The 15,537-nt window shown below is 75.0% G+C and carries 12 protein-coding genes; 11 read left to right on the plus strand and 1 reads right to left on the minus strand.

Translation table 11 applies throughout. The features are described 5' to 3' along the window. The first annotated feature begins 90 nt into the window (after window positions 1-90). From VSR01_RS30705 to VSR01_RS30755, 11 genes are all read left to right on the plus strand, one after another. A complete protein-coding gene (locus VSR01_RS30705) occupies window positions 91-1,305 on the plus strand; it encodes an AAA family ATPase (protein ID WP_326452277.1) in 1,215 nt (404 codons plus the stop codon). Beyond that, window positions 1,302-1,655: a nucleotide pyrophosphohydrolase gene (locus VSR01_RS30710; RefSeq protein ID WP_326452278.1), complete on the plus strand. Its 354-nt coding sequence runs from the start codon at window positions 1,302-1,304 to the stop codon at window positions 1,653-1,655. The genes VSR01_RS30705 and VSR01_RS30710 overlap by 4 nt, the downstream gene beginning before the upstream one ends. Before the next feature lie 163 nt (window positions 1,656-1,818). After that, window positions 1,819-2,226, plus strand: a complete 408-nt coding sequence (locus VSR01_RS30715) for a DUF6099 family protein (RefSeq protein WP_326452279.1) — start codon at window positions 1,819-1,821, stop codon at window positions 2,224-2,226. A 33-nt stretch (window positions 2,227-2,259) separates the two neighbouring features. After that, a complete protein-coding gene (locus tag VSR01_RS30720; RefSeq protein ID WP_326452280.1) occupies window positions 2,260-3,183 on the plus strand; it encodes an LLM class F420-dependent oxidoreductase in 924 nt (307 codons plus the stop codon). Between the two features lie 10 nt (window positions 3,184-3,193). Beyond that, the gene (mmuM, locus tag VSR01_RS30725; protein ID WP_326453908.1) at window positions 3,194-4,084 is read left to right on the plus strand and encodes a homocysteine S-methyltransferase; all 891 of its coding nucleotides are present in this window, start codon (window positions 3,194-3,196) and stop codon (window positions 4,082-4,084) included. Between the two features lie 146 nt (window positions 4,085-4,230). Beyond that, window positions 4,231-5,766: a 3' terminal RNA ribose 2'-O-methyltransferase Hen1 gene (locus VSR01_RS30730; protein WP_326452281.1), complete on the plus strand. Its 1,536-nt coding sequence runs from the start codon at window positions 4,231-4,233 to the stop codon at window positions 5,764-5,766. After that, the gene (locus VSR01_RS30735) at window positions 5,763-8,645 is read left to right on the plus strand and encodes a polynucleotide kinase-phosphatase (protein ID WP_326452282.1); all 2,883 of its coding nucleotides are present in this window, start codon (window positions 5,763-5,765) and stop codon (window positions 8,643-8,645) included. Before VSR01_RS30730 ends, VSR01_RS30735 begins: the two co-directional genes overlap by 4 nt. 72 nt (window positions 8,646-8,717) lie before the next feature. Next, window positions 8,718-9,941, plus strand: coding sequence for an arginine deiminase (locus VSR01_RS30740; RefSeq protein WP_326452283.1), 1,224 nt, complete (start codon window positions 8,718-8,720; stop codon window positions 9,939-9,941). 135 nt (window positions 9,942-10,076) lie between these two features. Next, window positions 10,077-11,078, plus strand: a complete 1,002-nt coding sequence (gene argF / locus VSR01_RS30745; protein WP_326452284.1) for an ornithine carbamoyltransferase — start codon at window positions 10,077-10,079, stop codon at window positions 11,076-11,078. A gap of 218 nt (window positions 11,079-11,296) precedes the next feature. After that, window positions 11,297-12,124, plus strand: a complete 828-nt coding sequence (locus VSR01_RS30750) for an enoyl-CoA hydratase family protein (RefSeq protein WP_326452285.1) — start codon at window positions 11,297-11,299, stop codon at window positions 12,122-12,124. Next, on the plus strand, window positions 12,121-14,454 hold the full coding sequence (locus VSR01_RS30755) for a bifunctional salicylyl-CoA 5-hydroxylase/oxidoreductase (protein WP_442785726.1): 2,334 nt from the start codon (window positions 12,121-12,123) through the stop codon (window positions 14,452-14,454). The genes VSR01_RS30750 and VSR01_RS30755 overlap by 4 nt, the downstream gene beginning before the upstream one ends. Window positions 14,455-14,585: 131 nt before the next feature. On the opposite strand, the gene VSR01_RS30760 is transcribed toward VSR01_RS30755, so the two are convergent. Then, the gene (locus tag VSR01_RS30760; protein WP_326452287.1) at window positions 14,586-15,536 is read right to left on the minus strand and encodes a PaaX family transcriptional regulator; all 951 of its coding nucleotides are present in this window, start codon (window positions 15,534-15,536) and stop codon (window positions 14,586-14,588) included. Window position 15,537 lies beyond the last annotated feature (1 nt).

Below are 15,537 nucleotides of genomic sequence, written 5' to 3' on the forward strand. Positions count from 1 at the left end.
CCGGCAAATCATGCGCGTTGTCCTTCTTTCGAAGGACGGCGGGACCGAGTGAACGGTTCGCCACCTCCGGGGCTGGCTACGTTCGCCGCCATGAGCACCAGGCACCACCGGCCCCTCGTCACCGAACTGCGGCTGTCGGCCTTCAAATCGCACCGGGGGGCGACGTTCGGGCTGGGCCCGCTGTCGCTGCTCACCGGTGGTAGCGGCACCGGGAAGTCCAGCGTGCTCGAGGGGCTGGCAGCGCTCGGCAGACTCGCCTGCGGCGACACGCTCGCCGAGGCCCTCGGGTCCGCGGTGCGCGGCGGCGCCGCCGCGTGCGTGCCGCAGGACGCGGCGGCCGACGCGCAGGGCCGCCGCGGCTTCCGGATCGGCTGCACTGTGACCGGCCCGGTCGGGCCGGTCCGGCTCGACGTCGCCGTGCAGGTCGAACCCACGCTGCGCATCGTCGGCGAACGCCTGACCGGCGCCGGCGAGACGCTGCTGACCACGGCGCTGCGCGATCCCTCCCGGTCCACCGTCCAGGCCGCCTGGCACACCGCCGGGGTCGTCGCCGTCACCCGTGCCCCGCTGCCGGACGACCGGCTGGCGACCGCCCTGCTGCCGCTGCGCGTCGCCGGACGCACCGACGGCCAGCGGCTCGTCCTGGCGGCGGTCGAACAGGTCGTCGTGGCGCTGCGCGGGGTCTTCCCCGTCTCGCCCCGGCCCGATCAGATGCGTGCCCCGGTCCCGGTCGGCGACGGGCGGCTGCGCAGCGCGTGCGACAACCTGTCCGCCGTGCTCGCCAGGACCGAAGGAGAGTGCAGTATCCGGCACGGCATGCTCGTGCACGCCGTACGTGCGGTGTGCAGCGGGCCGGTTGAGGGCCTCACCGCGCTGCCCGCCGTCCTTCCCGGCGACGGACGCGGGCCGCTCGCGGACGCGGTGATCGCCGCCGTCGACCGCGGGCCGCTCGGCGCCCTGCCCATCGACCGGCTCGGCGACGGCGAACTGCGTTTCCTCGCCCTGGCGCTCGTCCTGCTCACCGGCCCCGGCGTGCTCGACGTCGACACCAGCACCGAGCTGCTGCCCGCCGGGCAGGTCCTCACCGTCGTCGCCGACGGCCTCGACCTCGGCATGGACCGCAGACAGGCTCGCGAACTGCTGCGCCTGGCGGGTCTGGCCGCCTCCCGCGGGCACATCCGGCTGCTGGCCACCGTGCAGGACCAGACGTGCGCGGACGGCATGGGCGGGGTGTCCGTCACCGCGCTCGGCGGCGAGCAGGGCGGCGGAGCCGGACGGCAGGATGAGGTAGACCAGTCGGGGTGACCCGACGACACGACCTCGCCGCGCTCCGGCAGCGGCTGATCGACTTCGCCGCCGCCCGCGACTGGCGGCCCTTCCACACGCCGAAGAATCTGGCCGCGGCGCTCAGCGTCGAAGCGGCCGAGCTCCTTGAGATCTTCCAGTGGCTGACCCCCGAGCAGGCCGCGGCGGTCATGGACGACCCGGACTCCGCGCACCGCGTGCGCGACGAAGTCGCCGATGTCCTGGCCTACTTGCTGCAGTTCTGCGCTGTGCTCGGCGTCGACCCGCTCACCGCGCTCGCGGAGAAGATCGACCGCAACGAGCACCGCTTCCCCCGGCCCGGCGAGCGTCCGGCTCCCTCGTCCGGGTGACGGAGTTGTCCACAATCGCATAGTTGTCCACAGATCCCCGGCGGGGCCTCCGCGGCCGGCCGAACTCTGTCACGCTGAGTGACATGAGGTCGACGGCACGAGGCCGTCGCGGCTGGACCCGCCCGCGCGCGTACGCGGGCGGGCACGCGAAAGGGGAGCGGACATGGACGCGGCACGGCTGGTGGCCGAAGGCGAGCGGGTGATGCGCGGGACACCGCGCCCCGACCAGGTCATCGCGGAGGCATGGCAGGCATACGAGCTGGCGGAGGCCTTGTGGCGGCTGCTCGGGCACACCCCCGACGTGCCGGTCACGGGCGCCGGTCCGCCGCGGGCGGCACGGCTGACCCGGGCCGGCGACCCGGCCGGCACGCTCGGCGCACTGCGGCAGCTGCTCGGGGACATCGGCGTGGCCCTCGTCGACGCCACCTGCTCGGCCGAGGACGCCTCCGGTTACTGGCTGTGCATCGAGGCGCTCGACGTGGTGGACGAGGCGAAGGACCTGGTCGACAAGCTGGCACGGGAGCTCGCCCGCGGCGAACCGGAGGAGGGAGGTGACCGGGGAGGCGATTGAGGTCCGGCGCGGGCGGCGAGGCAGGATGGAGGCATGGAACTGCGCATCTTCACCGAACCCCAGCAAGGGGCGAGCTACGACACTCTGCTGGCGGTCGCCAAGGCCACCGAGGACCTCGGCTTCGACGCCTTCTTCCGCTCCGACCACTATCTCGTGATGGGCGACTCGGACGGACTGCCCGGACCCACGGACGCGTGGATCACCCTCGCCGGGCTGGCACGGGAGACCAGCAGGATCCGTCTGGGCACGCTCGTCACGGCCGGCACCTTCCGGCTGCCCGGTGTCCTGGCCATCCAGGTGGCCCAGGTCGACCAGATGTCGGGCGGACGGATCGAGCTCGGGCTCGGCTCGGGGTGGTACGAGGCGGAGCACACCGCCTACGGCATCCCGTTCCCCAAGGAGAAGTTCGCGCGCCTGGAGGAACAGCTCGCCGTCGTCACCGGGCTGTGGGGCACCCCCGTGGGCAAGACCTTCGACTACGACGGGACGTTCTACCAGCTGAAGGACTCGCCCGCGCTGCCCAAGCCCGCCCAGCCGAAGCTGCCGGTGATCGTCGGCGGCCTCGGCGCCAAGCGGACCCCGCAGCTGGCTGCGCGGTACGCGGCGGAGTTCAACATGCCCTTCGCGTCGCAGGAGGACACCGCGCGGCAGTTCGGCCGGGTCCGGGAGGCTGCCCAGGCCGCCGGGCGCGCGGCGGACGACCTCGTGTACTCCAACGCGCTGGTCGCCGCGGTGGGCAAGGACGACGCCGAGGTCGCCCGCAGGGCCGCGGCGATCGGCCGTGAGGTCGGCGAGCTGAAGGAGAACGGCCTGGCGGGCTCGCCCGCCGAGGTCGTGGACAAGATCGGGCGGTACGCCGAGGCGGGCGCCACCCGCTTCTACCTCCAGATCCTCGACCTGCACGACCTCGACCACCTGGAGCTGATCTCCTCGCAGGTCCAGTCCCAGCTCGGGTGAGCCGGCCGTGATGTCGCTGCCGGCCGCGGGGGAGGCGCTCGTCCTGGACGGCGGGCTGTCCAACCAGCTCGCCGACCAGGGGTGCGACCTGGACGACCCCCTGTGGTCGGCACGGCTCCTGGCCGACGCGCCCGAGCAGGTCGAGGCCGCGCACGCCGCCTACGCGCGGGCTGGGGCACAGGTGCTGACCACGGCCAGTTACCAGGCGACGTACGAGGGGTTCGCGCGCCGGGGGATCGGCCCGGCGCGGACCACGGCGCTGCTGCGGCGCAGCGTCGAACTCGCCCGGCGGGCCGCGGCGGCGGGGTCCGGCGTGCGGGTGGCGGCGTCGGTCGGGCCGTACGGCGCGATGCTCGCGGACGGCAGCGAGTACCGCGGGCGGTACGGGCTGAGCGTGCGGGAGCTGACGGCGTTCCACCGGCCGAGGATCGAGGCGCTGGCCGAGGCGGGTCCGGACGTCCTCGCGCTGGAGACGGTGCCGGACGTGGCCGAGGCGGAGGCGATGCTGAAGGCCGCCCAGGGGTGCGGCGTCCCGGTGTGGCTGTCGTACACGGTGGCCGGCGACCGCACCCGCGCCGGCCAGCCGCTCGCGGAGGCCTTCGCGGTGGCCGCGGGCCGGGAGGACGTCGTGGCCGTCGGCGTCAACTGCTGCAGCCCGCTGGACGCCGACGCGGCGGTGCCGCTCGCCGCGCGGATCAGCGGCAAGCCCGTCGTCGTCTACCCCAACAGCGGCGAGGGCTGGGACCCGGCCGCCCGCGCATGGACGGGTCCCGCCGCAGAGCCCGTAGGGCTCGCGGGCCACGCCCTGCGGTGGCGGGAGGAGGGCGCACGGCTCATCGGCGGCTGTTGCAGGGTCGGCCCGCCGGCGATCGCCGCCGTCGCCGGGGCGCTGCGCCCCTGACAGGTGACACGAGCCGCGTCTCGCGGTGGCGCCGGCCGCCTCCCGGCCCGCCACGCGGCGCAGCGCACCCGGCCACGGCTGTTCCCAAGGCCGCGCCCCGGGAAAAGTCGTGGCCGGGCGTCGTGGGGGCCGGGGATACTCGGCGGGTGTTCATGACGATCTCCACCACGCGCGACGCGGCAGGACCGGCGACGGACCTGGGATTCCTGCTGCACAAGCACCCGGACCGGGCCCAGGTCTTCTCGACCTCCTACGGGGACGCCCACGTGTTCTACCCCGAGGCGACGCCGGACCGGACGACGGCGGCGCTGCTGCTGGAGGTCGATCCGCCGGCGCTGGTGCGGCGCGGGCGGACCAAGGGCCGGGGCGGGGCGCCGGACGCGGCGCTGGCGCAGTACGTCAACGACCGGCCGTACGCGGCGTCGTCGCTGTTCGCGGTGGCGCTGCGGACGGTGTTCTCCTCGGCGTTGCGGGGGGAGTGCCGCACCATGCCCGAGCGGGCCGCAGCGCCGCTGCCGTTGAGGGTGGAGGTGCCCGCGCTGCCGGCGCGCGGCGGGCCGGCGCTGGTGGAGCGGCTGTTCGCACCGCTCGGCTGGCGGGTGGCGGCCGAACCCGTCGCGCTGGACGAGCAGTTTCCGCAGTGGGGCGAGTCGCGGTACGTGCGGCTGGTGCTGGAGGGCGAGCTGCGGCTGGCCGACGCGCTGCGGCACCTGTACGTGCTGCTGCCGGTGCTGGACGACGCCAAGCACTACTGGGTGTCGGCCGACGAGGTCGACAAGCTGCTGCGGTTCGGCGAGGGCTGGCTGCCCGGCCACCCGGAGCAGAAGCTGATCACCAGCCGCTACCTGTCCCGGCGCTGGTCGCTGACCCAGCGGGCGATGGAGCGGCTGGAGCTGGCCCGGCTGGCGGACGCCGACGACATCGAGGTGGAGGAGCTGGACAACGCGGTCGCGCCGCAGGCCCCGGACGACGAGCCGGAGCGGCCGACCCCGTTGGCGGTGCGGCGCCGTGAGGCGATCCTGGCCGTGCTGCGCGCGGCGGGCGCGGCCACGGTGCTCGACCTGGGCTGCGGGCAGGGGCAGTTGGTCGCGGCGATGCTCAAGGAGCCGCGGTTCACCGAGATCGTCGGCGTGGACGTGTCGGCGCGCGCCCTGGACATGGCCGCCCGGCGGCTGCGGCTGGACCGGATGGGGGAGCGGCAGGCGTCCCGGGTGACGTTGCTCCAGGGGGCGCTGACGTACACCGACGCCCGGCTGAAGGGTTACGACGCGGCGGTGCTGAGCGAGGTGATCGAGCACGTCGACGAGCCGCGGCTGCCGGCGCTGGAGTACGCGGTGTTCGGCGCCGCCCGGCCCGGCACGGTGGTCGTGACCACGCCGAACGTCGAGTACAACGTGCGCTGGGAGACGCTGCCGCACGGGCATGTCCGGCACGCCGACCACCGGTTCGAGTGGACCCGCGCGCAGTTCGCCGAGTGGGCGCGGCGGACGGCCGCGCTCCACGGGTACGCCGTCCGGTTCGCGCCGGTCGGCCCCGATGACCCCGAGGTCGGGCCGCCCACGCAGATGGCCGTCTTCACCCGCGGCGACGCGGAGCCGCGGACGGTCGGCGACCCCACCGAGAACGACGGCCGCACCGGCAGCGGCGGCCCGGACGACGAGAACGAGGAGGCGACGGCATGACCGAGACGAAGACCGGGACGGGGACGGCGGACGCGACGCGCGCGCTGGCCGTCACCGACCTGTCCCTGGTGGTGCTGATCGGCGCCAGCGGGTCGGGCAAGTCCACGTTCGTCGCGCGCCACTTCAAGCCCACCGAGATCATCTCCTCGGACTTCTGCCGGGGCCTGGTCAGCGACGACGAGAACGACCAGAGCGCGACGTCGGACGCGTTCGACGTGCTGCACTACATCGCGGGCAAGCGGCTCGCGGCGGGCCGCCGTACCGTCGTCGACGCCACCAGCGTGCAGCGCGAGGCCCGCGCCCAGCTGGTCAAGCTGGCGCGCGAGCACGACGTGCTGCCCATCGCGATCGTCCTGGACGTCCCCGAGCAGGTGTGCCTGGAGCGCAACGCCGCGCGCCCGGACCGGGCCGCGCTGCCGCGCCACGTCGTGCAGCGCCACCAGCGCGAGCTGCGCCGCTCCCTGCGCGGCCTGGAGCGCGAGGGATTCCGCAAGGTGCACGTGCTGCGCGGCGTCGCGCAGATCGACGCGGCGCGGATCGTCACCGAGCGCCGCTACAACGACCTGGCGCACCTGACCGGCCCGTTCGACATCATCGGCGACGTGCACGGCTGCGCCTTCGAGCTGGAGGCGCTGCTCGACCGCCTCGGCTACGAGGAGCAGCCCGCGCAGGCCCCGCAGCCCGTGCCGCCCGCGCCCGCCTCCGCCGCGCAGCCCGCCTCCGCCGCGCAGGCCGACGCCGCGTCCGCTGTCGCCGCTACGGCCGACGTCGCTACCGCCGACGTCGCTTCCGTCGGCGCCGCTTCCGCCGCCGCCCTCCCCGCGCGCCGCCGCGCGCCCGGCACCCCGCTGGGCCCGCGCGTGCACCCGCAGGGACGTACCGCCGTCTTCGTCGGCGACCTGGTGGACCGCGGCCCGGACAGCCCCGGCGTGCTGCGCCGCGTCATGGCGATGGTCGAGGCCGGCTCGGCGCTGTGCGTGCCGGGCAACCACGAGAACAAGCTCGGCCGCTGGCTCAAGGGCCGCCAGGTGCGGCACACCCACGGCCTCGCCGAGACCGTCGAGCAGCTGGAGCGCGAGCACGAGGCCGACCCGGCGTTCCGCGACCGGGTGCGCACCTTCGTGGACGGCCTGGTCAGCCACTACGTGCTGGACGGCGGCCGGCTCGTGGTGTGCCACGCCGGCCTGCCGGAGAAGTACCACGGCCGCACCTCCGGACGGGTGCGCTCGCACGCGCTGTACGGGGAGACGACCGGCGAGACCGACGAGTTCGGCCTGCCGGTGCGTTACCCGTGGGCGGAGGACTACCGCGGCCGGGCCGCCGTCGTCTACGGCCACACCCCTGTGCCCACCGCGTCGTGGCTGAACAACACGATCTGCCTGGACACCGGCGCGGTCTTCGGCGGGAAGCTGACCGCGCTGCGCTGGCCGGAGCGCGAGATCGTCGACGTCCCGGCCGAGCGCGTCTGGTACGAGCCGGTCCGCCCGCTGGAGTCGCGGACGCAGGCGCCGGGCGGCCGGGAGGGCCGGCCGCTGGACCTGGCCGACGTGACGGGCCGCCGCATCGTGGAGACGTCGCGGATGGGCCGGCTCGCGGTGCGCGAGGAGAACGCGGCGGCGGCGGTGGAGGTCATGAGCCGTTTCGCGATCGACCCGCGGCTGCTGACCTACCTGCCGCCGACCATGGCGCCGTGCGCGACCTCGCAGGCGGAGGGCTACCTGGAGCACCCGCGCGAGGCGTTCGCCGCCTTCCGCGAGAGCGGCGTGCGCCACGTGGTGTGCGAGGAGAAGCACATGGGCTCGCGCGCGGTGGCCCTGGTGTGCCGCGACGAGGCGGTGGCGAAGGAGCGGTTCGGCGTCGAGGGCGTCACCGGCGCGCTGCACACCCGCACCGGGCGGCCGTTCTTCGACGACCCCGCGGTGACCGAGGAGTTCCTCGCGCGGCTGCGCGCCGCGGTCGGGGCGGCGGGGCTGTGGGACGAGCTGGACACCGGCTGGCTGCTGCTGGACGCGGAGCTGCTGCCGTGGTCGCTGAAGGCGTCGGGGCTGCTGCGCAAGCAGTACGCGGCGGTCGGCGCGGCGGCGGGCGCGGTGTTCCCGCCCGCGCTTGCGGCTCTGGAGGCAGCGGCGGCGCGCGGCGCCGACGTGACCGGGCTGCTCGCCCGGCAGCGCGAACGGGCCGCGGACGCGGGGGCGTTCACCGACGCCTACCGCCGCTACTGCTGGACCACCGACGGGCTCGACGGGGTACGCCTCGCGCCGTTCCAGCTCCTCGCCGCCGAGGGCGCGAGCCTGGCCGGGCTCCCGCACGACCGGCAGCTGGAGCTGATCGACCGGCTCGTCGACGCGGACGCGGCAGGCGGATCGGGGAGCACGGACGGACCGGGGAGCACGGACGGACCGGGCAGAACGGGGCACGCCGACGTCACGGGGGACGCCGGCGGCGCCGGCCGCGCCCGCCCGGGCGGCCTGCTCCAGCGCACCGGCCGGCTGATGGTCGACACGGCGGACGAGCAGTCGGTCGAGGCCGGCGTCCGGTGGTGGCTGGACGCGACCGAGGCCGGCGGCGAGGGCATGGTCGTCAAGCCGCTGGACGCCCAGGTGCGCGACGAGGGCGGCCGGCTGGTGCAGCCGGGCATCAAGTGCCGCGGCCGGGAGTATCTGCGGATCATCTACGGTCCGGAGTACACCCGGCCCGAGCACCTGGCGCGGCTGCGGACCCGGGCACTGGGCCACAAGCGGTCGCTGGCGCTGCGCGAGTACGCGCTCGGTCTGGAGGCGCTGGACCGCCTGGCGGCGGGCGAGCCGTTGTGGCGCGTGCACGAGGCGGTGTTCGCGGTCCTCGCGCTGGAGTCCGAGCCGGTCGACCCCCGACTGTGATCCCCGTCGCGCCCGGCCCGCCGCTCGCCGGGCCGGGCGCGTGACGGCGGAAAAATGGGAAGGTCTGGTCTCATGGGATTCCACGTCGACTCCGAGACCGGCCGGCTGCGCAGCGTCATCCTGCACCGGCCGGATCTGGAACTGAAGCGCCTGACCCCGACCAACAAGGACGCGCTGCTCTTCGACGACCTGCTGTGGGTGCGGCGGGCGCGGGCCGAGCACGACGGGTTTGCGGACGTGCTGCGCGACCGGGGCGTGCAGGTGCACCTGTTCGGCGACCTGCTGGCCGAGACGCTCGCGCTGCCCGCGGCCCGGCGGCTGGTGCTGGACCGGGTGTTCGACGAGAAGGAGTACGGCCCGCTGGCCACCGGCCACCTGCGGGCCGCCTTCGACGAGCTGGACGCGGCCGACCTGGCGGAGGCGCTGGTCGGCGGGATGACCAAACGGGAGTTCCTGGAGCGCTTCGCCGAGCCGGTCTCGGTCCTCTTCCACGCCATGGACCTGGACGACTTCCTGCTCAGCCCGCTGCCCAACCACCTGTTCACCCGGGACACCTCGGCGTGGGTGTACGACGGGGTGTCGATCAACGCGATGCGCTGGCCGGCCCGGCAGCGCGAGACCGTGCACTTCGAGGCGATCTACCGGCACCACCCGCTGTTCGCCGGCGGCGGCTTCCACGTGTGGTCCGAGGGCCAGAGCGCGTACCCGTCGACCATCGAGGGCGGCGACGTGCTGGTGATCGGCCGGGGCGCGGTGCTGATCGGGATGAGCGAGCGCACCACCCCGCAGGCGGTGGAGATGCTGGCCCGCGGCCTGTTCGCGGCGGGCTCGGCCCGGACCATCGTGGCGCTGGACATGCCCAAGCGGCGGGCGTTCATGCACCTGGACACCGTGATGACGATGGTCGACGGCGACACCTTCACCCAGTACGCGGGGCTGGGCATGCTGCGTTCGTACACCATCGAGCCGGGCGCGGAGGAGGGCGACCTGAAGGTCACCGACCATCCGCCGGAGCACATGCACCGGGCCATCGCGGCGGCGCTCGGCCTGGACACGATCACCGTGCTCACCGCGACGCAGGACGTGCACGCGGCCGAGCGCGAGCAGTGGGACGACGGCTGCAACGTGCTCGCCGTGGAGCCGGGCGTGGTGGTGGCCTACGAGCGCAACGCCACCACCAACACCTTCCTGCGCAAGCGCGGCATCGAGGTGATCGAGATCCCCGGCAGCGAACTCGGCCGGGGCCGCGGCGGCCCGCGCTGCATGAGCTGCCCTGTCGAGCGCGACGCGGTGTGAGAACCCCGACCTACGCCTCGACCTACGCCCTAGCCTGTATAAGCATGCCGATGATCGTATAGACTTCCACCCGGCCGGCTGGTGCCTCACCGGTACGCCGCCGGTACGTCGCAGCACTCGATCTAGGAGCTTCGCATGGCCGTCGACCTCAAGGGCCGGCACTTCCTCAAGGAACTGGACTTCACCGCGGAGGAGTTCGGCCACCTGGTGGCGCTGGCCGCCGAGCTGAAGGCGGCCAAGAAGGCCGGCGCCGAGGTGCGGCGGCTGAGCGGCCGCACCATCGCGCTGATCTTCGAGAAGACCTCGACCAGGACCCGCTGCTCCTTCGAGGTCGCCGCCGCCGACCAGGGCGCGCACACCACCTATCTCGACCCCTCGGGCTCGCAGATCGGCCACAAGGAGTCGGTCAGGGACACCGCCCGGGTGCTGGGCCGGATGTTCGACGGCATCGAGTACCGCGGCCACGGCCAGGCGGTGGTCGAGGAGCTGGCCGCGCACGCCGGGGTGCCGGTGTGGAACGGCCTGACCGACGAGTGGCACCCCACCCAGATGCTCGCCGACGTGCTCACCATGACCGAGCACAACCCGAAGCCGCTCACCGAGATCTCCTACGCCTACCTCGGCGACGCCCGCTCCAACATGGGCAACTCGCTGCTGGTCACCGGCGCGCTGCTGGGCATGGACGTGCGGATCGGCGCCCCCGAGGGACTGTGGCCGGACGCCACGGTGATCGCCGAGGCCCGGCGGCTGGCCGACGCCTCCGGGGCGCGGATCACCCTCACCCACGACGTGGCCGAGGCGGTGGCGGGCGTGGACCACGTGCACACCGACGTGTGGGTGTCGATGGGTGAGCCGAAGGAGGTCTGGGACGAACGGATCGCGCTGCTCAAGCCGTACGCGGTGACCGCCGACGTGCTGCGCGCCACCGGCAACCCGCAGGTCACCTTCCTGCACTGCCTGCCCGCGTTCCACGACCTGGGCACCGGCGTCGGCCGGGAGATCCACGCCCGGCACGGCCTGGAGTTTCTGGAGGTCTCCGACGAGGTCTTCGAGTCGGAGCGGTCCATCGTCTTCGACCAGGCGGAGAACCGGATGCACACGATCAAGGCGGTCCTGGTGGCGACCCTGGCCGGCTGAGCCCGACGCCGGCCCTCGGCGGCGCGGCCCGAGCCCCGGCCCTCGGCGGCGCGGCCCGAGCCCCGGCCCTCGGCGGCGCGGCCCGAGCGCCGTGTCCCGACGCCGGCGTCCCGCCCGCCCCGTCCCGCTCGCCGGCTCCAGCGGCCGTGCCTCCCCTGTGTCGCCTTGGTGACGACGGTCACGAACGAGTGATACCGTCGAGACGGAGGAGGCCGCGCATGAGTCCGCATCCCAGCTCCGCGAGCCCGACGCCCCACTGGCGCCATCTGCGCCTGGAGCACGACGACGGCGTCGCCACCGTCACGCTCGACCGCCCGGACCGGCTGAACGCGCTGACGTTCGGCGCCTACGCCGATCTGCGCGACCTGCTCGCCGAGCTGGCCCGCGAGGGCGGGACGCGCGCGCTGGTGCTGGCCGGGTCGGGCCGCGGGTTCTGCTCCGGCGGCGACGTCGAGGAGATCATCGGCGCCACCCTCGCGATGGGCGCGGGGGAGCTGCTCGACTTCACCCGGATGACCGGCCAGGTGGTGCGGGCGGTGCGGGAGGCCCCGTTCCCGGTGATCGCGGCGGTGCACGGGGTCGCCGCGGGTGCCGGGGCGGTCCTCGCGCTGGCCGCGGACTTCCGGATCGCCGAGCCCGACGCGCGGTTCGCCTTCCTCTTCACCCGGGTCGGCCTGTCCGGCGCCGACATGGGCGCCGCCTACCTGCTGCCGCGGGTGGTCGGCCTCGGGCACGCCACCCGGCTGCTGATGCTCGGCGAGACCGTCGACGCCGCCGAGGCGGAACGGATCGGCCTGGTCAGCTCCACCGCGCCCGAGGGCGGCGCGGACAAGGCCGCCGCAGCGCTCGCCCGCCGGCTCGCCGACGGCCCGGCGCTCGCGCACGCCCAGACCAAGGCCCTGCTCACCGCCGAACTCGACATGCCGCTCGCCGCGTCGGTGGAGATGGACGCCGCGACCCAGGCGCTGCTGATGACCGGCGAGGACTACGCGGAGTTCCACGCCGCGTTCACCGGCAAGCGCCCGCCGCGGTGGAAGGGCCGCTGACCGTGGCGCCCCCGGACGCGTCCGGCCCCGGCGCGCGCGTCGCCGTCATCGGCGGCGGCCCCGGCGGCCTCTACGCCGCCGCGCTGCTCCAGCGCCTCGACCCCGGACGCCGGATCACCGTGTGGGAGCGGGGCGCGCCCGAGGACAGCTTCGGCTTCGGCGTGGTCTTCTCCGACGAGACGCTCGGCGGCATCGCCGCCGCCGACCCGGTCGTGCACGCCGCCGTGGAGCGGGAGTTCGTCCGCTGGGACGCCATCGACATCCGGCACCGCGGCCGCACCACCCGCTCCGGCGGCCACGGGTTCGCCGCGCTGGACCGGCGCCGGCTGCTGGCGCTGCTGCGCGACCGCTGCCTCGACCTCGGGGTCGACGTCAGGACCCGCACGCCGGCCCCGCCCGCCGCCGAACTCGCCGCGGGACACGACCTGGTGATCGCCGCGGACGGCGCGCACAGCGCCACCCGCGCCGCGCACGCCGACGCCTTCGGCCCGCACCTGACCGCGCACGACTGCCGCTACATCTGGCTGTCGGCCGAACTCGCGCTGGACGCCTTCCGGTTCGAGATCGTGGAGACGCCGTACGGCGTGATGCAGGCGCACCTGTACCCGTACCGCGCCGACGCCGCGACCTTCATCGTGGAGATGACCCGACAGGTGTGGCGGCGGGCCGGGTTCGACGCGATGGACGAGGCGGAGTCGGTCGCCGCGTGCGAGAAGCTGTTCGCCGAGGTGCTCGGCGGCCGTCCGCTGCACGGCAACCGGTCGCGCTGGCAGCACTTCACCACCGTGGTCAACGACCGCTGGCGGCACGGCCGTACGGTCCTGCTCGGCGACGCCGCCCACACCGCGCACTTCTCCATCGGCTCCGGCACCAAGCTCGCCATGGAGGACGCCCTCGCGCTCGCCGCGTCGCTGCGCGAACAGCCGGACGTGGACACCGCGTTGGAGGCGTACGAAGCCGAGCGGCGGCCGGTGGTGGCCAGCACCCAGCGGGCGGCGCTGGCCAGTCTGGAGTGGTTCGAGCGGCTGGCCGGCTACCTCGACCAGCCGGCCCCGCAGTTCGCCTTCAACCTGCTGACCCGCAGCCGCCGCGTCACGCACGGCAACCTGCGGCTGCGCGACCGGGAGTTCACCGACGCCGTCGAGAAGGACTTCGGCGCGCCGCCCGGCACCCCGCCGATGTTCACGCCCTTCACCCTGCGCGGGCTGACCCTGCGCAACCGCGTCGTGGTCTCCCCGATGGACATGTACGCGGCGCGCGACGGAGTCCCCGGCGACTTCCACCTCGTGCACCTGGGCGCGCGGGCGCTCGGCGGCGCGGGGCTGGTGATGACCGAGATGGTCTGCGTCAGCCCGCAGGGCCGCATCACCCCCGGCTGCACCGGGCTGTGGTCGGACGAGCAGGAGGCGGCGTGGCGGCGCGTCACCGACTTCGTGCACGCGGCGGGCCCCGGCGGCTTCGGCCTCGGTCCCGGACCCGGTCCCGCGATCGGGCTGCAGCTCGGCCACAGCGGCCGCAAGGGTTCGACCCGCCTGATGTGGGAGGGCATCGACCAGCCGCTGCCGGACGGCAACTGGCCGCTCAGCGCGCCCTCGCCGCTGCCGTACCGCTCCGGCGTCAACCAGGTGCCGCACGCGCTGGACGAGGCCGGACTCGTCCAGATCCGCGGGCAGTTCGCGCAGGCTGCCGCCCGCGGCGCCCGGGCCGGCTTCGACCTGCTCGAACTGCACTGCGCGCACGGCTACCTGCTCTCCTCCTTCCTGTCCCCGCTGACCAACCGGCGCACCGACCGCTACGGCGGCGACCTGGCCGGCGGGCTGCGCTACCCGCTCGACGTCCTGGACGCCGTGAGGCAGGCGTGGCCCGAGGACCGCCCGCTGACCGTGCGGATCTCGGCCACCGACTGGGCGCCGGGCGGCACCACCGGGGACGACGCGGTCACGATCGCCCGCGCGCTCGCCGCGCACGGCGCCGACGCGGTCGACGTCTCCACCGGCCAGGTCGTCCCCGACGAGACGCCCGCGTACGGCCGCTCGTACCAGACCCCGTACGCCGACCGCATCCGCAACGAGACCGGGATGCCGGTCATCGCGGTCGGCGCGATCTCCTCGTGGGACGACGTCAACTCCCTGCTCCTGGCCGGGCGCGCCGACCTGTGCGCGCTGGCCAGGCCGCACCTGTACGACCCGCACTGGACGCTGCACGCCGCGGCCGAGCAGTCCTACGAGGGCCCCGCCGCGCCCTGGCCCGCGCCCTACGCGGCCTGCCGCCGCCCGCCGCCGACCGGCCGCACCGACGCGCCCAAGCCCCGCCTCAGCCTCGACGCGTGAGGCGCCGGTGGCGGTGCCGCGCGGCACGGCCCGACGCCGCGCCGCGTCACGCCGCGTCACGCCGCGCCGCGCCGCGTCACGCCGCGTCACGCCGCGCCGCGTCACGCCGCGCCGCGTCACGCCGCGTCGCCTCACGCCGCGCGTGCCTGCCCCCGGGCCTGCTCGCGCACGTACGCCGCGCCGAGCTCCCGCAGCAGCTCGTGCAGCCGGCCGAAGACCGCGGCGGAGCGGGACCCCGGCCAGCCGTCGGGCAGCAGCGCCGCGGGCAGCCCCGGGTCGGCGTAGGGCAGCCTGCGCCAGGAGTCCAGCGCCCGCAGGTAGTCCGCGAAGGCCTCGGCGCCGCGGCCGTCCGCACCGCGCGTCCCCGCGCCGTCCGCGTTCGCACCGCGCGTCTCCGCGCCGTCCGCGTTCGCACCGCGCGTCGCCGCGCCTCCGGCGCCCGCGCCCGCCGCCGCCTCCCACCGCTCCAGCACCGGCTCGTGCGCCGCCAGGAACCCCCGGTGCAGCGCGGCCAGCGCGTCCAGGTCCCACCAGCGGCGCACCGCTTGCGCGGTCGGCGTGAAACCGGCGTGGGCGCCGCGGAACAAGTCCACGTAGGACGCCAGGCCCAGCCGGTCCAGGGCGTGCCGGGTCTCCTCGTAGAGCGCGCCGGGCGCGATCCACACCCCGGGCGCGGCGGAGCCGAAGCCGAGCCCGGCCAGCCGGGAGCGCAGCACGTGCCGCTTCTGCCGCTGCGACTCCGGCACCGAGAAGACCACCAGCAGCCAGTCGCCCTCCTCGCGCGTGCCGGCGCCGTAGATCCGCCGGTCGCCGTCCGCGAGCAGCTGCCGCGCGTCGGCGGACAGCCCGTAGGCCGCCGCGCCGCCGGTCCGCGTCGGCACCAGCAGCCCGCGGCGCTTGAGCCGGGACACCGCCGAGCGCACCGACGGCGCGTCCGCGCCGGCCGCGGCCATCGTCCGGATCAGCACCGAGACCGGGACGTCCCCGCCCAGTTCGGAGCGGCCGTAGGCGCCGTAGAAGCTGAGGATCAGCGAGCCGGGGGTGTACGGCTGCGGCTCGCCCACGACGTGTTCTGCGGTCACA

This window comes from Actinacidiphila sp. DG2A-62 (assembly GCF_035825295.1).
Taxonomy (GTDB): Bacteria; Actinomycetota; Actinomycetes; order Streptomycetales; family Streptomycetaceae; genus Actinacidiphila.